Genomic DNA, 24,006 nt, shown 5'->3' on the forward strand with positions numbered 1-24,006 from the left:
ATGCCAGCCGCAGTTTGACTGGCATTTCATCAGGTTATTGATTATTCCCGCGCCAAGGCGTCAATCGGGTTCAAACGCGCCGCGTTACGCGCAGGCAAATAGCCAAACACCACACCAATGCCGGTTGAACACAGGAAAGCACTCACCAATGCGGCCGGAGGGAAGCTGATTTGCCAGCCTGGAAGTATCAGCTGCACTAATAGCCCGATGGCGAACGACAGTGTGATCCCCAACGCGCCCCCCACCAGACACACCAGCACCGCCTCAATCAGAAATTGCTGTAGCACGTCAGCTGAGCGGGCACCGACCGCCATACGAATACCGATCTCGCGGGTGCGCTCCGTTACCGAAACCAGCATAATATTCATTACGCCAATACCGCCTACCACCAGCGAAATCACTGCGACCAGCGTCAGAAACAACTGCAATGTGCGCGTGGTTTTCTCGGCCGTTTGCACCAAGCTATCCATGTTGTAGGTGAAGAAATCCTTCTTACCATGGCGTAACGTCAACAGACGCGAGAGTTGCTGTTCGGCCTCCTGACTGTTATAGCCGTCACGAATACGCACGGTGATCGAATCAAAATAGGCATTGCCCATCAACCTATTCGCCATGGTGGTGTACGGTACCCAGACATTGAGCGTTTTACTACTGCCGAACATTGACTGCTTCTCTTGCGCCACCCCCACCACCGTCGCAGGCATATTGCCCACCAAAATCACCTCGCCGACCACGCTTTTCTGATGCGGGAATAAACGGCGACGGGTATTGGCATCGATCACCACGATCTGCGCCTGCGATTGCACCTGGATCGGATCAATCCCCGCTCCCTCACTGAAATTCATACCATAGACGCGAAAATACTGCTCACTGACGCCGGTCACGTTAGCGGCCACATCGACGTTGCCCAACCGCAAACGCATGTTGCTGCCAATCGTCGGTGACAGCGCACTCACATAAGCCTGTTCATGCAGCGCGTCCAGATCGTCATATTTTAGCGACTGGCGATAAATGGGATCGTCATCGCCAAAATCCTTACCCGGGAAGACATCCACCGTATTGGTGCCGATGGATTTAATATCGGCCAACACCATCTGTTTGGCCGCGTCGCCAATCACCAGGATCGAGACGACCGATGCAATACCGATAATAATGCCGAGCATGGTCAACGCCGTGCGCATTTTATTGGCCACCATCGCACGCCAGGCCATTACCAGCGCCTCACGAAAACGCCCACCCATTTGCCGCCATGACGCGACGGGTGTCGCCAGCTCCAGCGACTTCGCCCGCGGATTATGCGTTTGCGACGGCCGGGAATCGGCAATAATTTCGCCGTCGCGGATTTCGATAATGCGCTCAGCCTGCTGCGCCACCAGCGGATCGTGGGTAACAATGATCACCGTATGCCCCTGCTCACGCAGTTGCTTGAGGATCGCCATCACCTCTTCGCCAGAATGACTATCAAGCGCACCGGTCGGCTCATCCGCTAAGATCACTTGCCCACCGTTCATCAGCGCACGTGCGATACTGACGCGCTGCTGTTGCCCACCAGAAAGCTGGCTGGGGCGGTAGTTAACGCGCTCGCCTAACCCAAGCCGCTGTAATAACGACTCGGCCCGTTCACGGCGCGCCGCCTTGCCCAGACCGGCGTACACGGCTGGCACTTCAACATTATGTGCAGCACTAAGATGCGGTAACAGATGGTAACGCTGAAAGATAAAACCGAAATGCTCGCGCCGCAGTGCCGCTAAGGCATCACTATTCAGCGTTGCCACATCCTGCCCGGCCACCCGGTAGGTACCCGAATTCGGTATATCCAAACAGCCGAGAATATTCATCAGCGTCGATTTACCCGAGCCGGACGCGCCCATTATCGCCACCATCTCACCGGCATTGATCGTTAGCGTCACGTCTTTCAGTACGTCTACCGTCTGTTCACCCGACTGATAACTGCGACGAATACCGTTAAGCTCTAACAGCGCCGCCATCAGTGGGTCTCCACGCCGCCACGGCTGAGGATCACCTCATCGCCGAGGTTAAGTCCGCTGAGAATTTGCACATCGACGTTATTGCGCATGCCAATCGTGACTTCGCGCTTTTCTTCTTTCCCCTGCACGACGACCGCGACCTGATACCGATTATCGGCAATCTGCTCACCCAACGCCGCCAGTGGGATCACCGTGGCTTGGTTGACGCCGCCAAGCTGGATATGCACCTGCGCCGTCATCTGCAAACGCAGCAATCCATCAGGGTTAGGCACTTCAAAGCGCGCATAATAGAAAATAGCGTTGTTCACTTTTTCAGGCGTCGGTTGAATGTCTTTCAGCACGCCGTCAAAACGTTTTGTCGGATCGCCCAGCACGGTGAACCACGCCTTCTGCCCCGGTTTTAAATGGATCACATCGGCTTCTGAGACTTGTGCTTTCACCAGCATGGTGCTGAGATCGGCCAGCGTCAGAATATTTGGCGCCTGCTGCGCCGCAATCACCGTTTGGCCTTGTAGCGTGGTGATTTGTACCACATCACCGTCCATGGGTGCTTCAATGCGCGTATACGTCAGATTCGTTTTGGCAGTATCCAAACTGGCCTGATTCCTGGCGATTTGTGCGCGAATGCTCTCTATCTGCGCTTTTTTTACCGCCAGCTCAGTCGTCGCCTTGTCTAAATCCTGCCGAGACACGGCCTGAACCTTGGACAACTGGCGGTTGCGCTGCAGCGTCACTGCCGCTAACTGCCGTTCAGACTGCGCCTGTTGCAATTGTGCATGCAGTTCACGCAGCGTCGCCTCGCTTTCACGAATGTTGTTTTGCGCCTGTTGCGGATCAATCACGCCTAACAGTTGGCCTTTCTTCACTTTGTCGCCAATCTCAACGGTCAGGCTTTCTAGCTGACCGCTGACCTGCGCGCCAACGTCAACTTTGCGCACAGCATCCAATTGCCCCGTAGCGAGCACCGTCTGCTGCAAATCTCGTTTGGCTACGCTGACCGTTTTGAAGTTTGTCGTCGCTGGATGACTAACATGCTGATAGGCCAATATCGCCACTATCGCGAAGATTGCCATGATGAAAACCCAGCGCCGTTTATGTCCTTTAAACCACGTCAATGTTTGTTCCTACCTATACCAAATGACACTGCCAACGCTGGCAGCGGCGGCTAAATTATCATGCCAACGGCGGAATAACTAAACCTAAGCTAAACATTATGCAAGCTTCACCCTTTTCAGACTACAGTATTGAACTCTCGTTTAGTGACGCATTGATGAAATAAGCGCATTCGATATCAGCCAAGGATTTCATCATGTCACAGCTCAGCTACCCGTTCGTTTCGACTCAGCCACCAAGTGGCTTACACCTGATGGCGGCGCTGCTTAACGGCGACATGACGCCCAGCAAAGCCTGGCGTAAAACCGCTTTTCGCCTGAAGTTTCTGAGCCGCTCGTTGTTACATTGGCGCACCACTCACGGGCTGATGAACACGTTAGCCAGCAATCCCCTGTTAGAAGAGATTTTGCGCGCCCAGCCGAACCTTCCCTGCAAGCTGCATCGTCCTTATCTGGCCGCCAACATGAACAAGCTCGATTGCCTGTTTGCACTCCGCGATCACTATGATCTGATTACGCAACGTATGCCGTTAAAGATGCGCATTGCGCATTGGAGCCAAACACCATTGGTACTCAGCCAGGCAACAGACAAAAACGGAGAGCGCATCACACTGGAACTGGCGGCGATCGACAAACTGAATAAAGAAGGTGAAGCCACGCTGCTGCTGCGTAACGCCCACGGCGTGATGCTAGCGGAGATTACCTTTACGCTGATGCACTATCAGCAACAACCAACGCTGTTTATCGGCGGACTGCAAGGGGCAGAGCACGGCGTACCGCATGCGGAAATACAGCAGACGACCAAAGCCTGCCACGGTTTATTCCCGAAACGGCTGGTGCTGGAGGGGGTCGGCCATTTGGCGCGCCATCTGGGTATCAATCGTTTAGTCGCGGTGGGTAACGGCACTCATATCTACCAAAATTGGCGTTATAAAGCGAAGAAACAGGACAAACTACACGCAGATTACGATCAATTTTGGCTATCGATCGGTGGCACGCCTTTGGCTAGCGGCTATTTCCTGCTGTCACAGCGTATTGCACGCAAACCGTTGGAAGAGATCGCCAGTAAGAAACGTGCGGAATACCGCCGCCGCTACCAACTGCTCGATGAGCTGGAACAGGGCTTCACCGCTCACTTCCCACAATAGATAACGGGGCAGAGACTAATCCGCCCGGCCGCGAGCCAACCAAAGCACGCGTGAAAACATTTTTTTCAACAGGGGCGGCACGGAATCCGTGCCCCACTCCCCAGCCTGCATGGCCACCTCAATCGCTAAATCCGGCTTTGACGAATGATGCACCGCTTTCAGTATCACTTTACGTATTGGCATCGGTGCATTCGCCGGTACCGATGCCACGCGATGATAGACCGAACTAAAACCTTCCTTATACATAAACTGTTCCATATCCATGGCTGGCAACGCAGTCAAACGATCGCGTTCGGTATCGTCATGATTATCGAGCATACTGCGCACCGTATTGGCGTATTTCTTACCGGCTTCGTCCCCGTCAACCAAGACATGCCATTGGATCCCCATCCGACGGGCAAACTTTAACAACGGCTTGAGGCCGCACTGCGCAAACTCAATCACCCGCACGCCTTCGGTTTCAAAGTGGTAACCACATTGCTGCGCCAGCTCATTGAGCAACCAAACTTCCGTTTCCCCTTCCACCAATAACCAACAGCGAGCAAATAACGAGGAGGGGCGGTTAAAACGAATATGAAACGCGATTCGGCGCGCATCTTCTTGCCCCATCCCGCGCACGCCCAATCGATAGGCCGCAACCCGGCTGGACTCACGCACCAATCGGCACACGTGCGCAACAGGCACCAGCGAAACCAGTTCGCTGGAGTTAGTCGTGGTGATCCGCTGTAACGGTAGTTGGTTGAGCAGCCCCCACGCTACCGATAGCATGATAGGATGCAAACGCGTTTCCGGGTCTTCAACCAGCAACAGCGGGCGCGCGTGCGGATCGAGCGTAACATTGCCTTTAGCCTGTAACAGCGTGGAAAACATGCCCAATAAAATCAGCCGCATACTGCGACTATTGGGTTCTGCGATCATCCGGTTAATACTGTCAAGCGAACGCCATGCCTGCTGTTCCTGCTGCAAACGGCGGCGACGCGGTGCCCCGGCAATCTGCGATCCTTGCTCAGCAAAATAGTGTTCCAGCAATTGTTGCATCGCCGACAACCCTTGGCGCAACTCACCATTGGTCAATTTTTGCGGATTGCGCACCAACTCGCGTGTCAGTTGGTTCAACTGCTGCACCATTGCCTGATTATCTACCGGCAACCGATCGCTCAGGCTGCTGGGACGCAAACGGCGGATAAAGCGTGCATCGCGCAATCTCAACACCGGGTGAATACGAATTATGGCCTGCACCAGTTGATCAATATGATGCAATTGCAACGGATTGCCATCGGCATCGAGAAATCCTCGCCAGGTACACACCGTACCATCATCGGCTAATTCCCCTTCACAGCGATAGTGAATGCGACTGAGGCCGTCCTCGCCTTTGATCCATAACGGCGATAAATGGCGATAACGTGGTAAATGGGCATGCCCGATGTCTTTTTCGCAAAAGGTGAAAATGATCTGTAAATGCCGCTCTTTGGCCGCTTCGTCACCCGGCGGAAAATGGAAATCGTGCGTTTCAAAACGGTATAACGGTTGCTCCGGTGCCAACAACAACGTCAACGCATCTAACAGACTCGACTTACCCCAGGCGTTTTCACCCAGCAGCACCGTATTGTCATCCAGCGTTAGCGACAGCCGATTAATGCCGCGGAAACCTACAATCTCAACGCGTTCTAAGTACATCTGTCGCCTCCCGTGCGAACCATCACCATCCTGAATGAGGTGACCTCCAGAGCATGGTCAAAAAACCCCTTACAGGTCAAGCGAACACGCTTAAATCTGCTGCTTTACTCCAGCCCAGGTTTTGGTTAGCGTATTGCCCTCGCCAGCCTTGGAGCCGGCACTCAATTCAAGGAAATAGATTTCGCCATGTATTCAGGTCTGCTGATTATCCTCTTGCCGTTGATTATCGGCTATCTCATCCCGCTACGCAGTAAAACGCTGCTCCAAACTATCAATCGCTTACTCAGCTGGATGGTGTATGTCATTTTGTTCTTTATGGGCATTAGCCTGGCGTTCATTGACGATCTCAGCAGCAATTTATTGCTGATTTTCCAGTACTCCGTCGTCTTCTTCCTGTGTATTTTTTTTGCCAACCTGCTGGCACTGTCTCTGCTGGAACGCAAAAAACCGTGGCGCAACAGCCATAAACAGGAAAGACTCCCGTCACGCCTACATATGGCGCTCGAATCGCTTAAGCTTTGCGGCGTGGTGTTGGGGGGTTTTGCCTTGGGGCTAACACAATGGCCGCCACTCAAACATGCCGCACTCGGCAGCGAATATGCATTGATATTTTTGCTGCTGTTAGTCGGTATTCAATTGCGTAATAGCGGCATGACGTTAAGACAAATCGTCATTAACCGCCGCGGAATGATGGTCGGCATTGTGGTGGGGCTTAGTGCATTGGCCGGTGGCGCGCTGGCGGCGCTGATCCTTGGGCTGCCGCTCAAAACCGGGCTGGCAATGGCCTCAGGCTTCGGCTGGTATTCACTTTCAGGCATCCTGATTACCGATGCCTATGGCCCGGTTCTCGGCAGTTCGGCCTTCTTTAACGATTTAGCGCGCGAACTGGTCGCCATCATGCTGATCCCAACGCTGGTACGCCGTAGCCGCTCATCCGCATTAGGGCTGTGCGGCGCAACCTCAATGGATTTTACCCTGCCGGTTCTGCAACGTAGCGGCGGGCTGGAAATCGTGCCGCCGGCCATCGTCCACGGCTTCTTACTGAGCCTGCTCGCCCCGATATTCATCGCCCTGTTCTCATGATCATTTTCGGGGGTTAGCCCCCGAAATAATTCGCATCCGCAGCCAATGTTGCGCTAAATCAAAGTTACCCCACATTACCCGACAAAATGCTTTTTCAACTGCGGTTGCCGATCTATGCTTTTAAACAAGCATTTTAAATGCAACTTTAAAAAGGAAGCGATTATGTTCTGTGTGCAATGTGAACAAACTATCCGCACCCCAGCCGGTAACGGTTGCGCCTATGCGCAGGGAATGTGCGGAAAAACAGCGGAAACCTCCGACCTGCAAGATCTGTTGGTCGCCGCCTTACAAGGGCTCTCCGCTTGGGCGTTGCAGGCGCGCGCCTTGGGCATTATCGATCATGATATTGATAGCTTTGCTCCACGCGCCTTCTTCTCAACCCTGACGAACGTTAACTTCGACTCCGAACGCATTATTGGCTACGCGCGTGAAACCATTGCCCTGCGCGAATCACTGGCGGCGCGTTGCCGATTGCTGGACGCATCCGTTCAGGTTGATCATCCCCTTGCAGCGCTGCAATTGGCCGGTGACGACATCGATACGTTAGTGCAACAGGCCGCTCAGTTCGCGTTGAACAGCGACCAAGCTGAAGTCGGCGACGATGTTCACGGTCTGCGCATGTTGTGTCTCTATGGCCTGAAAGGTGCCGCCGCATACATGGAACACGCGCATGTCTTGGGCCAGTTCGACGAACAAATCTACGCCGACTACCACGCATTAATGGCTTGGCTCGGCACCCAGCCACGTGACGTGGATACGCTGCTGAACAATGCCATGGCTATCGGCAAAATGAACTTCAACATCATGGCGATTTTGGATCGGGGCGAAACGCAGGCTTACGGTGACCCTCAGCCAAGCTCGGTTAACGTTCGTCCGGTGGCAGGTAAAGCGATTCTGATCTCCGGCCACGACTTGAAAGACCTGCGTATGCTGCTTGAGCAAACCGAAGGCCAAGACATCAACGTGTATACCCACGGTGAGATGTTGCCCGCACACGGCTACCCGGAACTGAAAAAATTTAAACATTTGGTAGGTAACTACGGCAGCGGCTGGCAGAACCAACAGGTTGAGTTTGCCAAGTTCCCCGGTCCGATCGTGATGACCTCTAACTGTATCATCGATCCAAACGTTGGCAACTACGGCGACCGCATCTGGACGCGCAGCATCGTCGGTTGGCCGGGCGTAAACCATCTGGAGGGGGACGATTTCTCCGCCATTATTCAACAAGCTCAAGATATGATGGGTTTCCCCTACAGCGAAATTGAACATCTGATCACCGTTGGTTTTGGCCGTCAAACGTTGCTCAACGCGGCCGATACGGTGATCGATCTGGTCAGCCAGAAAAAACTGCGCCACGTATTCTTGGTGGGTGGCTGTGACGGTAGCCGTGGCGAACGCAGTTACTACACCGATTTCGCCCGTGCCGTACCGCAAGATTGCCTGATCATGACGCTGGCTTGCGGTAAATACCGCTTTAATAAATTAGACTTCGGCACCTTGGAAGGCTTGCCACGTCTGCTGGACGTCGGCCAATGTAACGATGCCTATGCGGCCATCATGCTGGCAGTGAAACTGTCCGAGAAACTGGGTTGTACGGTGAATGATTTACCGTTGAGTCTGGTGCTGTCGTGGTTTGAGCAAAAGGCGATTGTCATTCTGCTGACGCTGCTGTCGCTGGGTGTGAAGAATATCTTTACCGGCCCAACCGCACCAGCATTCCTGACCGATAACCTGCTGGCGATCCTTAACGAAAAATTCGGTATGCGCCCGATTACCGACGTTGAGCAGGATCTGCACGCCATTCTCGGCTAATTCCGCATTTTTTCGGGGCTGCCTGGCGCAGCCCCGTTTGTATTGAGGTGCCTTATGACCCAACCCAGCCCATTATGCCCGAACCGCATGCAGGTGCATTCGATCCAGCAAGAAACCGCCGACGTCTGGACGCTGAACCTGATTAACGCTGATTTTTATCCCTATCAGCCCGGCCAGTTCGCGCTGGTGAGCATCCACAATAGCGAAGACACGCTGCGCGCCTACACGCTGTCGTCCTCACCCGGCCTGAGCCGTTTTATCAGCATCAGCGTGCGTTGCCTGCCGGACGGTATCGGTTCGCGCTGGCTGACGCAGGAGGTTAAACCCGGTAACACACTTTGGCTGTCCGATGCTCAAGGTAAGTTTAGCTGCGTGCAACACCCAAGCGATCGTTATCTGCTGCTGGCCGCTGGCTGCGGCGTGACGCCGATTATCTCAATGAGCCGTTGGTTGGCCGCCAACCGCCCCCAGTGCGATGTGCAGGTCATTTTTAACGTGCGTAGCCCGGCCGACGTCATCTTCGCCGACCAATGGCAGCAACTCTGCGCCACCTACCCACAACTGCACCTTACGCTAATGGCTGAACAGGATGCCCCGCCCGGTTTCCTCAGCGGACGCATCAACGCTCAGGTACTCCAGCAGACCGTGCCCGATCTCCCTCAGCGAACCGTCATGACCTGCGGCCCCGCGCCCTATATGGCACAGGTAGAATTGTTGTGTGGCGAGCTTGGTGTTCCTGCCGCACAATTCCACAAAGAGCAATTCCACACCCCAGCGGAAACCGATGCCGCAAGCCAAAACACGCTGGCGCTGCGCATCGGGCAGCCACTACGAGAGTTTCGCGTGCCCGTCGGCAGTACGCTGCTGGCGGCACTCGAGGCGAATAACCTGCCAGTCACCGCCGCCTGCCGCGCTGGCGTATGCGGCTCATGTAAAACCCGTGTGTTATCCGGTCAATACACCACCACCAGCAACATGACGCTAACCCCTGCCGAGATTGAACAAGGTTACGTGCTGGCCTGTAGCTGCCAACTGCACGGCGACGTGACTCTCGCTTAAGCCGTCACGCCCCATCATCACGATGGGGCATTTATCAGCAAGCATCGCCGCTCATGCCCCTCTACACTTTTATTTGTTCCATTCGTGTTACTGCGTTCATCTGAAAATACTCAATAAGCGATACCCAATGGACTTCACGCTGCCGTCAACCCGACCGCGACGGAAAGATAAAGGGAATCTTTACCATATTTGGGGGAACCATGAAGCAAACGATAGCCACGTTAATCGCCAAAACCTTGGAGCAAGCCGGTGTGAAACGCATCTGGGGTGTCACCGGTGACTCATTAAATGGCCTCAGCGATAGCTTGCATCGCATGGGCACTATCGAGTGGCTCGGCACGCGTCATGAAGAAGTCGCCGCCTTTGCCGCCGGGGCCGAAGCGCAATTGACCGGAAACCTCGCGGTGTGCGCGGGCTCTTGCGGGCCAGGCAATTTGCATCTGATTAATGGGTTATTCGACTGCCATCGCAATCAAGTGCCCGTTTTGGCGATCGCCGCCCACATTCCGTCCAGCGAAATTGGCAGCGGTTATTTTCAAGAAACCCACCCACAAGAACTCTTTCGCGAGTGTAGCCACTACTGCGAACTGGTTTCCAACCCGGAACAACTGCCACGGATTTTGGAAATCGCCATGCGTAACGCGATCCTTAACCGCGGCGTATCGGTGATTGTGTTACCGGGCGATATTGCGCTGCGCATGGCGCCAGAAGAGGCCGGTATCGTCTGGCAAACGCCCGCTTTGCCGTTAGTTCAGCCGCCGATGAGTGAGTTAAACAAGCTGGCAGAAACCTTGAACCAAGCTAAGAACATCACCCTCATGTGTGGTAGCGGCTGTGCCGGTGCACATGATGACGTGGTAAAACTGGCAGAATTGCTGCAAGCACCGATTGTGCATGCGCTGCGCGGTAAAGAACATATCGAATGGGACAATCCTTACAGCGTCGGCATGACCGGGCTAATTGGTTTCTCTTCGGGTTATCACGCCATGATGAGCGCCGATACACTGATCTTGCTCGGCACTCAATTCCCCTACCGTGCGTTTTACCCGACTGATGCCAATATTATCCAGATCGATATTAATCCGGGTCACATTGGCGCCCACTGTGCGGTCAATACCGCGCTGGTCGGTGATATCAAAACCACGCTCAGCGCACTGTTACCGCAATTAGAACCGAAGAGCGATCGTAAATTCCTTGATAAGGCGCTCGAACATTACCGTAACGCACGCAACGATCTCGATGGTTTGGCGACCTGCAATGACGAGCAACCCATTCATCCACAATATCTGGCACAACAAATCAGCCAGCTCGCCAGCGATGAGGCAATATTCACCTGCGACGTGGGTACGCCGACAGTTTGGGCCGCACGCTATCTGAAGATGAACGGCAAACGCCGCCTGCTGGGCTCGTTTAACCACGGTTCGATGGCTAACGCCATGCCGCAGGCCATCGGTGCCCAGGCTACCGAACCGAACAAACAAGTAATCGCGATGTGTGGCGACGGCGGTTTTACCATGTTGATGGGCGATTTCTTGTCACTGGCGCAACTGAAGCTGCCGGTCAAAGTGGTGGTCTTCAATAACAGCGTGTTGGGGTTTGTGGCCATGGAAATGAAAGCCGGTGGTTACCTGACCGATGGCACCGATCTCCGCAATCCTGATTTCGCCGCGATCGCCAACGCCGCCGGGATCAAAGGGATTCGCGTCGAGAAAGCCTCCGAGCTCGATGCCGCTTTACAGGAAATACTGGCGCATCCTGGGCCTGCGCTCCTAGATGTGGTGACCGCCAAACAGGAATTAGCGATGCCGCCACAAATCAAATTCGAACAGGCCAAAGGTTTCAGCCTGTATATGTTGCGCGCAATCATTAACGGCCGCGGTGATGAAGTCATCGAATTAGCCAAAACCAACTGGCTACGTTAACGCCCCATCGGGTGTGGTGCCCGCCACACCCATTTTTCGCTTTTCCCGCTCGCCATTCCGGTTATGATGAAACCTCTAATTCTCCTGTAAGGAATGCCCATGCCGATTGATTTACGCAGTGATACCGTCACCCAGCCCACTTCCGCAATGCGCAGCGCCATGGCCAATGCAGAGGTCGGGGATGACGTTTATGGTGACGATCCGACGGTCAACGCGTTACAGGCCGAAGCGGTTCGGCTATCCGGAAAAGAAGCCGCCCTCTTCCTGCCAAGCGGTACCCAGGCCAATTTGGTGGCGTTGCTGAGCCACTGCCAGCGCGGTGATGAATACATCGTGGGTCAACAGGCGCACAATTATAAATACGAAGCGGGCGGCGCCGCGGTATTAGGCAGTATTCAACCACAACCGGTGGAGGCCAACGACGACGGCACCCTCCCACTGGATAAAGTGAAAGCGGCTATCAAGCCTGACGATATTCACTTTGCCCGCACCCGGTTAATCAGCCTGGAAAACACCATCAGCGGCAAAGTATTGCCACTGTCCTATCTGCAACAAGCATGGGAATTCAGCCGCGAGCATCAGTTGGCATTACACATTGACGGCGCTCGCATCTTCAATGCGGCCGTAGCGCTGGGCGTACCACTGAAAGAGATCGCTCAATTCTGCGATACGTTCACTATCTGCCTGTCTAAAGGGTTGGGCGCACCGGTAGGTTCGTTACTGTGCGGCAGCGCCGAATTTATTCAGCGCGCCAACCGCTGGCGCAAAATGACCGGTGGCGGCCTGCGTCAAGCCGGTATTCTGGCAGCTGCGGGATTGTACGCGTTGGAACACCATGTCGAACGCTTACAGGAAGATCACGACAATGCTAAATGGTTGGAACAACAACTACGCGGTATCGGTGTAGACATCGTTGAACCCGGCGCCCAAACCAATGTGCTCTATCTGCGGCAACCGGCTGAACGGGCTGCCCAACTTGGCCCGTGGATGCGCGAGCATGGCGTGTTGCTCAGCAGCGGCCCACTGACACGCATTATTACCCACTTGAACGTCAACCGTCAGGATTTGCAGAAAGTGGTGACATTGTGGCAAGCATTTTTACAACAACACCCCTGATCTGCCAGCACACAAGACAGCTCTGACAGAATTCGACGACGGTTAACCACGTACGAGACGATTGCCCCCAACGCAGGGTTAACCATGGCGTTGGGGGGTTGCCTTACCGGCACTATAGCGATAAAAATCGACCATATATCGCATACCAAATGGCGATAAGCGCGGCTAAATTGAGCACCACACTGAGAATAAACCAGGTTTTAAACGGCTGTTTCTGCGTTTTATGCCGGAACACCTGCTGGCCGCACAGCGCGCCGAGCCAACCGCCCACCAGCCCAAATACCAACAGCGTGATTTCCGGCACGCGTGACCAAGCTTTGATCGCCGCCAATTTGTCCACGCCATAGATCACCAACGTCAGCAGGTTCACAAACAGTAACCACATCCAAACCGGATGTAGGAAAAACCAACTGGCAACAAACGCCAACATCAGCAGCAAATAACACGCCAGGTTGAGTCGCATAAAAAATACCCTGAATAATTCGAATTACATTGAGGCGGAAAATAAGGCTTACGGCAACGCCTAACGGCGAATCTCGCGGAGATGAAAGTTAAGCTGGCAGATAACAAATGGGTAAACCCTGCCCCCACAAACGGCCGCTAGTGTGACGCCGTCGAGATAACCTTGCAACCCTTCATTACCCTTACAAAAAGTGCATTTATACCATCAGGTCGGCATGGTAGGGTTACGCTATATTCATTGAAATCGATACCCGCCACATTTCAAGTCACAGGCCGTTGGCAACACAACGCTGAGCACTGGGCCAACCCCGGCCACTCAACGAAAAGCGCCACGCTACCCGTTGCTTAAAGTATGGCGTGTATATTGCATAAGGTCGTGCTGATGATTCCCCAACGTGTATTAGTTCTCGGCGCCAGCGGTTATATCGGGCAAAACCTGATTCCCCTGTTAGCGGCGCAAGGTCACAAGATTACGGCGGCGGCACGCCGTATCGAATGGCTGCAAGAGCAACATTGGCCCCAGGTCAATTGCCAATATGTCGACGTGTACCGACCTGAAACGCTGGCGGCGGCGCTATGGGATATTGATGCCGTTTACTATCTTATTCACGGCATGGGTGACGGTGATGACTTTATCGAAAAGGAACGCCAGGCTGCGGAAAATTTGCGTGATGCCTTGCGTAACTCTACGGTTAAGCAGGTCATTTTTTTGGGCGCGTTACAGCCAGCCGGTAAAAGCTCCGCGCATTTAATCGCCCGTAAATTGACCGGTGAGATTTTACGCCAAAGCGGCATTCCGCTCACCGAGCTGCGCGCCAGCATCATTGTCGGGCCGGGTTCGGCGGCATTCGAAGTGATGCGCGACATGGTTTACAATCTGCCCATCCTCACGCCACCGCGCTGGGTGCGCTCAAAATCCTCACCGGTCGCGCTAGAAAACCTACTGGTATACTTGGTCGAGCTGTTGCAGCATCCGGCCAACGAAAACCGTATTTTTGATGTGGCCGGCCCGGAGTACATCAGTTATCAAACCCTGTTCGAACGTTTCATTGCGATCAGTGGCAAAAAACGCTGGCTGATCCCCATTCCCTTACCGACGCGTTTTATTTCGGTGTGGTTCATCAGCATGATCACTTCGGTGCCGACCTCCATCGCCAAGGCGCTCATTCAAGGGCTGAACCACGATTTACCGGCCGATGGCAAACCGTTGCAAACCTTAATCCCACAGCAGCTAAAAACGTTCGACGAGGCGGTCAAAGAAACCCTGCGACGTGAAAACGACGTGGTCGACTCCGCCGACTGGGGCTATGATCCTGAGGCTCGCGCCCGTTGGCGCCCCGGCTACGGTTTTTATCCTAAACAGGCTGGCTGCACGCTCGACACTCAGGCATCCGCCGCCGCGCTCTGGCACGTAGTGCAACAATTGGGCGGTAAAGAGGGTTACTTTTACGCCAATATCCTCTGGCAGATCCGCGCCCGTATGGATGACATGATTGGCAACGGCGTGGAATACGGCAGACCCCCGCGCGAAACGTTGGAGGTTGGCGACGTTATTGACGGCTGGAAAGTGATCACCCTGAAACCAGAACGTCAATTGGCGTTGCTGTTCGGTATGAAGGCCCCCGGTTTAGGTCGCCTGACGTTCAGTATCAAGGATCTGGGGCATCGCCGCACGCTTGACGTGCGAGCCTGGTGGCATCCTGCCGGTTTCAGCGGGTTGCTGTACTGGTTCGTTATGATGCCCGCACATCTATTTATTTTCCGGGGCATGGCAAAACGCATTACTCATCTGGCGGAGCAATACGATCACCATTTGTCGTAAACAATGTTCAATTGTCGATCAACCGCACAGTTTGCTGCCGTTGATCGTCCCTTTCCGATTGCATAGCGCACGAAATCACGGAAGAATGGCACCTTATTTGCTGGGTGTGGCTAAACACACCCAGCATTCTGATTTTTGGTGAGAATAGAGTTCGTTATGAAGGTATTGGTCACCGGTGCAACCAGTGGATTAGGCCGCAACGCGGTTGAATATCTCCGTCGTCAGGGGATCAAAGTACGCGCTACCGGCAACAACCCATCCATGGGTCGCCTACTGGAAAAAATGGGCGCAGAATTCATCCAAGCCGATCTCACCAACCTGGTGTCTTCACAAGCCAAAGCGATGCTGGCAGAAGTGGACGTGTTGTGGCACTGCTCCAGTTTCACCTCACCTTGGGGCACCGAAGAAGCGTTCGAATTAGCCAACGTGCGTGCGACACGTCGCTTGGGCGAATGGGCGGCGGCGTACGGGGTGTCGCAGTTTATCCATATCTCTTCATCGGCAGTTTATTTCGATTACCACCATCATCGCAATATCACGGAAGAATTCCGCCCGGCACGCTACGCCAATGAATTTGCCCGCAGCAAAGCCGCAGGCGAACAGGTCATTGAGCAATTAGCGTTGTCCAACCCGCAAACGCGCTTCACTATTTTACGCCCGCAAGGTTTATTTGGCCCACACGATAACGTGATGCTGCCGCGCTTACTGCACATGATCAAACATTATGGCAACCTGCTGCTGCCCCGTGGTGGCGCGGCGCTGGTGGATATGACCTATCTGGAAAATGCCGCACATGCGATGTGGCTGGCGACACAGAAAGAGAATACACCCTCTGGTCGTGCCTATAACATTACCAACCAACAAGCACGGCCACTGCGCACGGTGGTACAACAGTTGATCGACGAATTGAGCATGAAGTGCCGCATTCGTTCTGTCCCGTACCCGATGCTCGACATGATGGCGCGAGGCATGGAAAAGCTCGGCAGTAAGGACGAGAAAGAGCCTGTATTAACTCACTACGGGGTGGCCAAACTCAATTTCGATTTGACTTTGGATACCACACGAGCGCAACAGGAGCTGAATTATCGGCCAATCGTTTCATTGGATGAGGGCATTATTCGTACCGCGCGCTGGTTGAAAGAGCACGGTAAGCTGCACGGCTTATGATTAACGCATCGCGCCATATTTATCTAACAATGCATCAATAATTGCCTCACTTTCTGCATCCGGTTCCCCCCGATAATCAGCGGGGCGGAAATGCATCTGAAATGCCGCCAGCACATTTTTCTGTTGCCGTTGATCCCAACGGGCATCAACGGCATAGCCATAACGCGCTAATTTCATCAGTAAGCGTGGCATCGGCACCAGTGAGTGCGGTTCACGTCCCGCTAGATAGCGCTGAACATCTGCCGCATCTGGCCATGCGCCAATACCCGCCTGCGCCAATTGCTGCCACGGAAACAGTGGACCGGGATCGTGTTTACGCTGTGGCGCGATATCACTGTGCCCTACCACATCCACTGGCTTAATGTCATAACGCGCAATGATGTCGCGGCTAAGAGCAATTAACAGCGCGATTTGTTGTGGCGTATACGCTTGCCACGCTTGGCGCAACATCCGCCGCTGATAGCCCTGATTAACAATTTCAATGCCGATTGACGTATCGTTCAGATTACTGCGACCGCGCCATTGACTCGCCCCGGCGTGCCAAGCACGCATTGCTTCTGGCACCAATTGATACGCCTGAGGTTTGCCTTGTTTCATCATCGGTTGTGCGGCCAGCAAATAATGCGCACTGACGTGTTCGTCTGTCAGGGTTTTGAGCGAGGTGTGGAAGTCTTCGGCGGTGTAGTGCATCACCAAAAATCGAACGCGCTGGTCAGCACCTTGCGCCTGATGCGCCGTTTCTATGCGGTAATCACCGCGATCGATGGCGGTTGAGTGTTGTTGGCTCTGGCAACCCGCCAGTAAGCTAACAGAGGCAATCCATAACCACTTTGTCACACGTCCTCCAAGTTGATCGTGTGGCTCGACGTTGCGCCGAGCCACTCGGGATTAACGACCGACTTTCACCGCCGTGCCGCTGACCGTCACCATCAGCATGCTGCTGTCTTTACCTACGGTTTCATAATCAATATCGATGCCCACAACCGCATTAGCGCCTAATTCTTTCGCCTGCTGTTCCAGTTCCTGAAAGGCTATCTGCCGGGCCTTACGCAACTCTTTCTCATACGCGCCAGATCGGCCGCCGACGATATCACGCACGCCCGCAAAGAAATCGCGAAAAATATTAGCCCCCAAAATGGCCTCGCCTGTCACAACGCCACAATATTCAGTAATAGTGAACCCTTCCAAGCTTGGAGTGGTGGAAAGTTGCATGGTGATCTCCTTGAATAATGCCTTTATCGCTTTTATCTGACCACCAGTTTAGCATTATGTTCTCAATCCCTTTAACGGGCTATCTCAAGCGGCTTTCATCACCGTTCCCAATGCAGCAACTGCCATGATGGCGCCTGCGTTTTTAAACAATCTGGATCGTCGCAAGATTAGCCTCGGCGTGATGGTGTTCGTGCGGGTCAGTATCGACAGCCTTAGCGAAACCGATGCGCGTAAATTCGAACACGAGGTCAGTGAACTGGAATACGTCGTAGCCTGCTACAGCATTGGCGGCGATGCCGACTTTCTGCTTCAAGTGGTATCGAGAGATCTGGACACCTACGCGGAGTTCGCCATGTCGGTTATCCGGCGCTTGCCGGATATCAAAGAGATGCAAAGTATGTTCGTGTTGAAAGAAATCAAACCGTTTGTGGTTTTTCCAATCAAAAAACCGCTGCTGCGATGAACAGAAAGTGCAGTATTGGATAAAAACCAAAACGTATTTTGGTGGTAAAGTTTTCTGCGTATAAACTGTAAGCTAATGAACTTCAAAAAACATCACATAAGGTAATGAGATGAAAACAAAAACGATTGCGGCGGTTCTCCCTTTGGCCTTGGCACTGAGCGCATGTACCACCGTCGAACCTGCCTATAAGGATATCGGCACCCGCACTGGCGCATGCATCGAAGGTGGTCCTGACAACGTGGCGCAAAAATTTTACGATTTGCGCATTGGCCAAGGTAGCCTCACGCTGCCAGACAGCAACCGTCTGGCACAGATTCAGCCTTACCTGAGCAAAGTGCTGTACCAAGAATTGGCTCATGCCAATCAAAACCCAGTCAAACCAGCGGTTAGCGGCGATTTATTGACCGGCAATGTCGAAGGTGCGACCCGTGCTAAAGTCGCCAGCGCGTCCACCATTCCCAATACCGATGCCAAGAACATCCCGCTGCGCGTCACGTTGACCTACCAAAAAGAGGGTGGCAGCGCTAAAAATTGGCAAAATGAAGTGCTGATGGTACGCGAAGGCACCTGCTGGGTAGTTGATGATATTCGTTATCTGAATGTTCCTGCACATGCCGCCAGCGGCACGCTGCGCCAAATTTTAGAAAATCGCTAATCTGTGCTTGGCTGCCGATGCGTTATCGTCGGCAGCCAGCAGCATCATGGTTAGCGCTTGCTTTTCAAGCAACAAAACAAATTTCGCTAGCCATCTCACACACTACACGACAAAAGCCCCCTTCTCGCTTGCAGTACGCTATGTTGTGCTATTCTTTTCTTATCCTGCTGCGCAGTAATAAATTTTAACTCACAAAGATTGCATAAGTATTCTGTGGAAGTTAACATTCGCGGCATCTATGTCTATTCAATTCCGGCGCATGAGTATTCAACTAAAAGATATAAATTGCTTTTACGGCGCGCACCAGGCGCTGTTTAACATCACGCTGGATTGCCCAGCAGGGGAAACCTTAGTGCTGCTGGGTCCAAGCGGCGCGGGGAAAAGTTCATTGCTGCGGGTGCTAAACCTGCTCGAAATGCCGCGCTCTGGCCAGTTACAGATCGCAGGGAATAACTTCGACTTCACGCACGCTCCGGGTGAAAAAGCCATTCGTGAACTGCGTCAAAATGTTGGCATGGTCTTTCAACAATACAACCTGTGGCCACACCTCACCGTCGTCCAAAATCTGATCGAAGCCCCCTGCCGCGTTCTGGGCTTGAGCAAAACGCAGGCCATGGAGCGCGCCGATAAATTACTGACGCGTTTACGCCTCACCGATTTTGCCGATCGTTTCCCGTTGCATCTTTCCGGCGGCCAGCAACAACGCGTGGCCATTGCCCGTGCGCTGATGATGGAACCACAAGTATTGCTATTTGATGAACCGACGGCCGCGCTGGATCCAGAAATCACCGCACAGATCGTCAGTATCATTCGCGAGTTAGCAGACACCGGAATTACCCAGGTGATCGTGACGCATGAGGTGGAAGTCGCACGTAAAACGGCCAGCCGAGTGGTCTACATGGAAAATGGCCGGATTGTCGAACAGGGCGATGCCAGCCATTTCGCACAGCCGCGCACGACCGAGTTTGCCAATTATTTATCACATTGATTTTACACCAGCTGTTTTTAGGGGAGTTTGCGATGAAAAAACTAATAATCGCCGCCGTTTTGGCAGGCATCAGCGTTTCCGCCTCCGCAGTCGAAACCATTCGTTTCGCTACCGAAGCCTCTTACCCACCGTTTGAGTTCGTTGGCGCGGATAACAAAATCCAAGGCTTTGACGTCGACTTAGCTAACGCCATGTGTGAAGAGATGCAAGCGACCTGCACCTTTACCAATCAGGCATTCGACAGCCTGATCCCCGGCTTGAGATTCAAGCGTTTCGATGCGGTAATGGCCGGTATGGACATCACCCCAGAGCGTGAAAAACAAGTCCTGTTCACTCAGCCTTACTACGACAACTCCGCGCTGTTCGTTGCGCAAAAAGATAAAGTCACCGACGTTACGGCGCTGAAAGGCCAAAAAGTTGGCGTGCAAAATGGCACGACTCACCAAAAATTCCTGACGGATAAGCATCCAGAAATTACCACCGTGCCTTACGACAGCTATCAGAACGCGATTCTCGATCTGAAAAGTGGCCGTATCAACGCCGTATTCGGTGACACGGCGGTGGTCAATGAATGGCTGAAGCAGAATGATACGCTGGTCGCCGTGGGCGACAAAGTGACCGACAAAGATTACTTCGGCACTGGCCTGGGCATTGCCGTTCGTCAGAAAAATAACGCGCTACAGGGTAAGCTCAACGCCGCGCTGGATAAAATCAAGCAAGATGGGACTTACGAAACCATCTACAAAAAATGGTTTCAGCAGTAATCAACGCCAATGAATGAATTTCAACCTTTAGCAAGCGCCGCCGGGATGACCGTCGGCCTTGCCGTTTGCGCGCTGATACTGGGGCTGATCTTGGCGATGCTGTTTGCCGTCTGGGAGTCTTCGCGCTGGAAAGTGGTCAGTTGGCTCGGCACCGCCTGGGTCACGCTGTTACGCGGCTTGCCAGAAATTCTGGTGGTGCTGTTTATTTATTTCGGTTCATCCCAACTGTTATTGATGCTGTCCGACGGCTTCACGCTCAATGTTGGCCTGTTCGAATTGCCGATTCAGATCGAGATTGAAAATTTTGAAGTCAGCCCGTTTCTGTGCGGTGTGATCGCGCTAGCCTTGCTGTATTCGGCTTACGCTTCACAAACGCTACGCGGCGCACTAAAAGCGGTGCCGCAAGGTCAATGGGAATCCGGTCAGGCACTGGGGCTGAGTCAAGCGGCGATTTTCTTCCGCTTGATCATGCCGCAGATGTGGCGTCACGCGCTGCCTGGTCTGGGCAATCAGTGGCTGGTATTGCTGAAGGATACCGCGTTGGTGTCACTGATTAGCGTGAACGATCTGATGCTGCAAACCAAGAGTATTGCCACCCGCACGCAAGAACCGTTCACCTGGTATGTCATCGCCGCCGCGATTTATCTGCTGGTCACGCTGCTCAGTCAATACATCATTAAACGCATCGAGCTGCGTACCACACGTTTTGAGCGGGGGCTGGTCTGATGCTTGACTATATTCCGCAGATCGCCCAAGGGTTGCACACCAGCCTGACGCTCACCGTCGCGGCACTGCTGGTCGCGTTGATTCTGTCATTGATCTTTACGGTGATCCTGACGCTGAAAACCCCGTTGCTCACGCCGTTAGTGAAAATCTACATCACGCTGTTCACCGGTACGCCGCTGTTAGTGCAGATTTTCCTGATCTACTACGGTCCCGGCCAGTTTCCGGCGATCCGCGACTATCCGTGGCTATGGAGTTTGTTATCGCAACCGTGGTTATGTGCCATGATTGCGTTGGCACTCAACAGCGCAGCCTACACCACCCAGCTGTTCTATGGCGCGGTAAGGGCGATTCCGGCGGGGCAATGGCAATCTTGTGAAGCCTTGGGGATGTCGCGCCGGCAAACCTTGCGCATCCTGCTGCCATTCGCCTTTAAACGCGCGTTGTCATCTTATTCTAACGAAGTGGTACTGGTGTTCAAAAGCACCTCTCTGGCATACACCATTACGCTGATGGAAGTCATGGGATACAGCCAACTGATGTATGGCCGCACCTATGACGTGATGGTATTTGGCGCTGCCGGTCTGGTTTATCTGGTTGTTAATGGCCTGCTGACACTGCTCATGCGTCTGGTAGAGCGCCGCGCACTGGCGTTTGAACGCCGAAACTAACGAGTTCCCCCAGCCCCGGCACAGCGCCGGGCTGGGTTCTCCCCCCCGCCAGTCACTGTAAATCACCAGTCATTTTTATTGCATATTAATTCACTCAATGGCATGGTTATGTGCATCACCATCCGCGGATAGTCGTCGGTTTTCATCTGCAAAATCAAACGATGGCGAAATAATAACAATCAAATACTCAGTCAGGAGTTATGCATGAAAAAACTATTGCTCGCCGCTACGGTACTGGCCAGTATCACCTTCAACGCACAGGCCACCGACACCCTTCGCTTCGCCTCTTCCGCTACCTATCCGCCTTTCGAGTCACTGGATGCGAATAACCAGATTGTCGGATTTGATATCGATCTGGCGAAAGCGTTGTGTAAACAGATGCAAACCGAGTGTACGTTTACCAATCAAGGCTTTGATAGTCTGATCGCCGCACTGAAATTCAAAAAGTATGATGCCGTTATTTCCGGTATGGATATCACACCGGAGCGCAGCAAACAGGTCAGCTTCACCCAGCCCTACTACGCCAACTCGGCCATTGTTATTGCGCAAAAAGGTAAATACGGATCGCTGGAGGCGTTGAAAGGCAAAAGAGTCGGTATGGAAAACGGCACTACCCATCAAAAATACCTGCAGGATAAACATCCTGAGATTAACACCGTGGCTTACGACAGTTATCAGAACGCCATTCTGGAGTTAAAGAACGGCCGCGTGGACGGGGTATTCGGTGACACAGCCGTGGTTAACGAATGGCTAAAGAGCAATCCTACTCTGGCACCGGTTGGGGAACATATTACCGACGCGCAATACTTCGGCACCGGTTTGGGTATTGCGGTACGCCCTGGCAATGACGCATTGCTGGCCAAGCTGAACGCCGCGTTGGATGCCATCAAGGCCGACGACACCTATCAAGCCATTAATGATAAATGGTTCCCGCAGTAATACGCAGCGGCGTGGCCAAAGGGTCACTAGGCATGGCTCGGGCTCCCCGAGCCTATTTTGGTTCCCGTACCAACAGCGTTAACACTTCATAGTGCGCGGTATGCGGGAACATGTCGAATAATTGAACACGCGCAATACGATAATCTACGAGCATAGACACGTCTTTTGCCATACTCTGCGCGTTACAGCTTGAATACAGAATAAAGTCCGGCGCCATGCGATGCAGGTAATCACACAAGGGTTTGCCGATACCACGGCGCGGCGGATTTATCAGCACTAATTGCGGCACCTCGCCCTCACCGGTGGCAAAATCGGTGGAGTCTAGCGCCCGAAAATCCACCCGCTGCAACCCCAGCACCGCCGCTGACTGGCGCGCGCAGGCGATAGCTTCAGCACTGATTTCAATGCCGGTGAGCCGGGTTAACGGCTTGGCGCAATGCAAACCAAATCCCCCCACGCCGCAAAATAGGTCCCACATGCTGTCAATGCCCAGCTCATGCACCCAATCGCGCGCGGTTGCATACAAATCGGCCGCGACCTGCGGGTTAGTTTGGAAAAAACTCTGCGGCCGAATGTACAGCGGCACCTGATTAAAACGTTCCTCCAGCGCTTGCCGATCGGTCAGGGGGATTTCTCGCTCTCCTTCCATAATGGCCATATGCACAGGCTGAATATTGGCAGATATGACCTTAAGTTGCGGTAAGCGTTGTTGCAACCAAGGCAACTCAGCGCGTAACTGTGCCAGCTTGGTTTCAGAACGCAAAACAAAACGTAACATGATGCCGTCATTAAACCGGCTTTCGGTCAGCAGCAGATATTTCAACTCGCCACGCTTGCGCGCCACGTTGTAGGGGGTTAAGCCCGCACGGGCAATAAAATTTTTTAGTACGGCAAATACCGGTGCAAAACTGGCGGGATAGAGCGGGCAATCACATAAGTCTACTGGCGTACCATCACGATGTAACATGCCCAACAGCGGCCGCTCAACGCTACCACTGACGACCATTTTAGCCTTATTGCGAAATGCGCTCTGCTCCCCCATCACCGGCGGTAACCACTGTGTAACCGGGTGCTCAGCCAGCAACGCTTGCAGATGCTGCTGCTTGTCAGCCAGTTGCTGCGGGTAAGGCTTTTCCAACCACTGACAGGAACGGCAGGTGCCCGCCGTATACAAAGCGCAATGCATAACAACAACCATAAATTAAAAAAACCAACGAAGGGCG

At 53.4% G+C, this 24,006-nt stretch carries 21 protein-coding genes and 1 pseudogene; 15 read left to right on the forward strand and 7 right to left on the reverse strand.

All coding sequences use genetic code 11. The features are described from left to right. Positions 1 to 41: 41 nt before the first annotated feature. Both macB and macA read right to left on the reverse strand, forming a co-directional pair. Positions 42 to 1,988, reverse strand: coding sequence for a macrolide ABC transporter ATP-binding protein/permease MacB (gene macB / locus ACQKDS_RS14980; RefSeq protein WP_399672153.1), 1,947 nt, complete (start codon positions 1,986 to 1,988; stop codon positions 42 to 44). Then, positions 1,988 to 3,103 (reverse strand): macrolide transporter subunit MacA, encoded by a 1,116-nt coding sequence (gene macA / locus ACQKDS_RS14985; protein WP_399672155.1) that lies wholly within the window; start codon positions 3,101 to 3,103, stop codon positions 1,988 to 1,990. Before macA ends, macB begins: the two co-directional genes overlap by 1 nt. Positions 3,104 to 3,297: 194 nt before the next feature. Here macA and ACQKDS_RS14990 point away from each other — a divergent pair, with 194 nt between their 5' ends. Then, entirely contained in the window at positions 3,298 to 4,248 is a 951-nt protein-coding gene (locus tag ACQKDS_RS14990; protein ID WP_399672157.1) for a VirK/YbjX family protein, read from the forward strand. A gap of 15 nt (positions 4,249 to 4,263) precedes the next feature. Here ACQKDS_RS14990 and ACQKDS_RS14995 read toward each other — a convergent pair whose 3' ends face one another. Further along, positions 4,264 to 5,925 carry an ATP-dependent endonuclease gene (locus tag ACQKDS_RS14995; RefSeq protein ID WP_399672158.1) on the reverse strand — a complete coding sequence of 554 codons (1,662 nt, stop codon included), beginning with the start codon at positions 5,923 to 5,925 and terminating at the stop codon, positions 4,264 to 4,266. Positions 5,926 to 6,111: 186 nt separating this feature from the next. Between ACQKDS_RS14995 and ACQKDS_RS15000 the strand changes: the two genes are divergently transcribed. From ACQKDS_RS15000 to ltaE, 5 genes are all read left to right on the forward strand, one after another. Further along, positions 6,112 to 7,008 (forward strand): lysine exporter LysO family protein, encoded by an 897-nt coding sequence (locus tag ACQKDS_RS15000; protein ID WP_399672160.1) that lies wholly within the window; start codon positions 6,112 to 6,114, stop codon positions 7,006 to 7,008. 162 nt (positions 7,009 to 7,170) lie between these two features. Then, positions 7,171 to 8,820 (forward strand): hydroxylamine reductase, encoded by a 1,650-nt coding sequence (gene hcp, locus ACQKDS_RS15005; RefSeq protein ID WP_399672162.1) that lies wholly within the window; start codon positions 7,171 to 7,173, stop codon positions 8,818 to 8,820. A gap of 54 nt (positions 8,821 to 8,874) precedes the next feature. Beyond that, on the forward strand, positions 8,875 to 9,879 hold the full coding sequence (gene hcr, locus ACQKDS_RS15010; protein WP_399672164.1) for an NADH oxidoreductase: 1,005 nt from the start codon (positions 8,875 to 8,877) through the stop codon (positions 9,877 to 9,879). A gap of 200 nt (positions 9,880 to 10,079) precedes the next feature. Then, positions 10,080 to 11,801 carry a ubiquinone-dependent pyruvate dehydrogenase gene (poxB, locus tag ACQKDS_RS15015; protein WP_399672165.1) on the forward strand — a complete coding sequence of 574 codons (1,722 nt, stop codon included), beginning with the start codon at positions 10,080 to 10,082 and terminating at the stop codon, positions 11,799 to 11,801. A 99-nt stretch (positions 11,802 to 11,900) separates the two neighbouring features. Continuing rightward, positions 11,901 to 12,917: a low-specificity L-threonine aldolase gene (gene ltaE, locus ACQKDS_RS15020; RefSeq protein ID WP_399672167.1), complete on the forward strand. Its 1,017-nt coding sequence runs from the start codon at positions 11,901 to 11,903 to the stop codon at positions 12,915 to 12,917. 112 nt (positions 12,918 to 13,029) lie between these two features. Here ltaE and ACQKDS_RS15025 read toward each other — a convergent pair whose 3' ends face one another. After that, complete coding sequence (locus ACQKDS_RS15025; protein ID WP_399672169.1) at positions 13,030 to 13,380, reverse strand: DUF1294 domain-containing protein; 351 nt, start codon at positions 13,378 to 13,380, stop codon at positions 13,030 to 13,032. 381 nt (positions 13,381 to 13,761) lie between these two features. Here ACQKDS_RS15025 and ACQKDS_RS15030 point away from each other — a divergent pair, with 381 nt between their 5' ends. Continuing rightward, positions 13,762 to 15,201 carry a DUF2867 domain-containing protein gene (locus ACQKDS_RS15030; protein WP_399672171.1) on the forward strand — a complete coding sequence of 480 codons (1,440 nt, stop codon included), beginning with the start codon at positions 13,762 to 13,764 and terminating at the stop codon, positions 15,199 to 15,201. A gap of 156 nt (positions 15,202 to 15,357) precedes the next feature. After that, the gene (locus ACQKDS_RS15035; protein ID WP_399672173.1) at positions 15,358 to 16,368 is read left to right on the forward strand and encodes an NAD-dependent epimerase/dehydratase family protein; all 1,011 of its coding nucleotides are present in this window, start codon (positions 15,358 to 15,360) and stop codon (positions 16,366 to 16,368) included. Here the strand turns inward: ACQKDS_RS15035 and ACQKDS_RS15040 are convergent, their stop codons facing one another. Then, positions 16,369 to 17,205: an N-acetylmuramoyl-L-alanine amidase gene (locus ACQKDS_RS15040; protein ID WP_399672175.1), complete on the reverse strand. Its 837-nt coding sequence runs from the start codon at positions 17,203 to 17,205 to the stop codon at positions 16,369 to 16,371. Positions 17,206 to 17,256: 51 nt separating this feature from the next. Next, positions 17,257 to 17,580, reverse strand: coding sequence for a heavy metal-binding domain-containing protein (locus tag ACQKDS_RS15045; RefSeq protein ID WP_399672177.1), 324 nt, complete (start codon positions 17,578 to 17,580; stop codon positions 17,257 to 17,259). Positions 17,581 to 17,731: 151 nt separating this feature from the next. Between ACQKDS_RS15045 and ACQKDS_RS15050 the strand changes: the two are divergent. The 7 genes and pseudogenes from ACQKDS_RS15050 to artJ (ACQKDS_RS15080) form a co-directional block, all read left to right on the forward strand. Continuing rightward, a pseudogene (locus ACQKDS_RS15050) lies at positions 17,732 to 18,043 on the forward strand (Lrp/AsnC family transcriptional regulator); the annotation flags it as partial. A gap of 109 nt (positions 18,044 to 18,152) precedes the next feature. Then, positions 18,153 to 18,698, forward strand: coding sequence for a lipoprotein (locus tag ACQKDS_RS15055; RefSeq protein ID WP_399672179.1), 546 nt, complete (start codon positions 18,153 to 18,155; stop codon positions 18,696 to 18,698). A 259-nt stretch (positions 18,699 to 18,957) separates the two neighbouring features. After that, positions 18,958 to 19,686 carry an arginine ABC transporter ATP-binding protein ArtP gene (artP, locus tag ACQKDS_RS15060; protein WP_399672219.1) on the forward strand — a complete coding sequence of 243 codons (729 nt, stop codon included), beginning with the start codon at positions 18,958 to 18,960 and terminating at the stop codon, positions 19,684 to 19,686. 32 nt (positions 19,687 to 19,718) lie between these two features. Further along, entirely contained in the window at positions 19,719 to 20,450 is a 732-nt protein-coding gene (gene artJ, locus ACQKDS_RS15065; RefSeq protein WP_399672181.1) for an arginine ABC transporter substrate-binding protein, read from the forward strand. A 9-nt stretch (positions 20,451 to 20,459) separates the two neighbouring features. After that, complete coding sequence (gene artQ / locus ACQKDS_RS15070) at positions 20,460 to 21,176, forward strand: arginine ABC transporter permease ArtQ (RefSeq protein WP_399672183.1); 717 nt, start codon at positions 20,460 to 20,462, stop codon at positions 21,174 to 21,176. Continuing rightward, positions 21,176 to 21,844, forward strand: coding sequence for an arginine ABC transporter permease ArtM (gene artM, locus ACQKDS_RS15075; protein ID WP_399672185.1), 669 nt, complete (start codon positions 21,176 to 21,178; stop codon positions 21,842 to 21,844). The genes artQ and artM overlap by 1 nt, the downstream gene beginning before the upstream one ends. A gap of 204 nt (positions 21,845 to 22,048) precedes the next feature. Further along, positions 22,049 to 22,783 (forward strand): arginine ABC transporter substrate-binding protein, encoded by a 735-nt coding sequence (artJ, locus tag ACQKDS_RS15080; protein WP_399672187.1) that lies wholly within the window; start codon positions 22,049 to 22,051, stop codon positions 22,781 to 22,783. A 52-nt stretch (positions 22,784 to 22,835) separates the two neighbouring features. On the opposite strand, the gene rlmC is transcribed toward artJ (ACQKDS_RS15080), so the two are convergent. Beyond that, positions 22,836 to 23,969 carry a 23S rRNA (uracil(747)-C(5))-methyltransferase RlmC gene (rlmC, locus tag ACQKDS_RS15085; RefSeq protein WP_399672189.1) on the reverse strand — a complete coding sequence of 378 codons (1,134 nt, stop codon included), beginning with the start codon at positions 23,967 to 23,969 and terminating at the stop codon, positions 22,836 to 22,838. Between the last annotated feature and the right edge of the window lie 37 nt (positions 23,970 to 24,006).

Origin of the sequence: Serratia sp. NPDC078593, from assembly GCF_050268245.1 — a bacterium.
Classification (GTDB): domain Bacteria; phylum Pseudomonadota; class Gammaproteobacteria; order Enterobacterales; family Enterobacteriaceae; genus JBNNGK01.

What these genes read in the sequence shown, in the direction of transcription:
- macB (WP_399672153.1), bottom strand. Translation starts at nt 1,988, where the DNA reads ATGGCGGCGCTGTTAGAGCTTAACGGTATTCGTCGCAGTTATCAGTCG.
- ACQKDS_RS14990 (WP_399672157.1), top strand. Translation starts at nt 3,298, where the DNA reads ATGTCACAGCTCAGCTACCCGTTCGTTTCGACTCAGCCACCAAGTGGC.
- ACQKDS_RS14995 (WP_399672158.1), bottom strand. Translation starts at nt 5,925, where the DNA reads ATGTACTTAGAACGCGTTGAGATTGTAGGTTTCCGCGGCATTAATCGG.
- ACQKDS_RS15000 (WP_399672160.1), top strand. Translation starts at nt 6,112, where the DNA reads ATGTATTCAGGTCTGCTGATTATCCTCTTGCCGTTGATTATCGGCTAT.
- hcp (WP_399672162.1), top strand. Translation starts at nt 7,171, where the DNA reads ATGTTCTGTGTGCAATGTGAACAAACTATCCGCACCCCAGCCGGTAAC.
- hcr (WP_399672164.1), top strand. Translation starts at nt 8,875, where the DNA reads ATGACCCAACCCAGCCCATTATGCCCGAACCGCATGCAGGTGCATTCG.
- poxB (WP_399672165.1), top strand. Translation starts at nt 10,080, where the DNA reads ATGAAGCAAACGATAGCCACGTTAATCGCCAAAACCTTGGAGCAAGCC.
- ltaE (WP_399672167.1), top strand. Translation starts at nt 11,901, where the DNA reads ATGCCGATTGATTTACGCAGTGATACCGTCACCCAGCCCACTTCCGCA.
- ACQKDS_RS15025 (WP_399672169.1), bottom strand. Translation starts at nt 13,380, where the DNA reads ATGCGACTCAACCTGGCGTGTTATTTGCTGCTGATGTTGGCGTTTGTT.
- ACQKDS_RS15030 (WP_399672171.1), top strand. Translation starts at nt 13,762, where the DNA reads ATGATTCCCCAACGTGTATTAGTTCTCGGCGCCAGCGGTTATATCGGG.
- ACQKDS_RS15035 (WP_399672173.1), top strand. Translation starts at nt 15,358, where the DNA reads ATGAAGGTATTGGTCACCGGTGCAACCAGTGGATTAGGCCGCAACGCG.
- ACQKDS_RS15045 (WP_399672177.1), bottom strand. Translation starts at nt 17,580, where the DNA reads ATGCAACTTTCCACCACTCCAAGCTTGGAAGGGTTCACTATTACTGAA.
- ACQKDS_RS15055 (WP_399672179.1), top strand. Translation starts at nt 18,153, where the DNA reads ATGAAAACAAAAACGATTGCGGCGGTTCTCCCTTTGGCCTTGGCACTG.
- artP (WP_399672219.1), top strand. Translation starts at nt 18,958, where the DNA reads ATGAGTATTCAACTAAAAGATATAAATTGCTTTTACGGCGCGCACCAG.
- artJ (WP_399672181.1), top strand. Translation starts at nt 19,719, where the DNA reads ATGAAAAAACTAATAATCGCCGCCGTTTTGGCAGGCATCAGCGTTTCC.
- artQ (WP_399672183.1), top strand. Translation starts at nt 20,460, where the DNA reads ATGAATGAATTTCAACCTTTAGCAAGCGCCGCCGGGATGACCGTCGGC.
- artM (WP_399672185.1), top strand. Translation starts at nt 21,176, where the DNA reads ATGCTTGACTATATTCCGCAGATCGCCCAAGGGTTGCACACCAGCCTG.
- artJ (WP_399672187.1), top strand. Translation starts at nt 22,049, where the DNA reads ATGAAAAAACTATTGCTCGCCGCTACGGTACTGGCCAGTATCACCTTC.
- rlmC (WP_399672189.1), bottom strand. Translation starts at nt 23,969, where the DNA reads ATGCATTGCGCTTTGTATACGGCGGGCACCTGCCGTTCCTGTCAGTGG.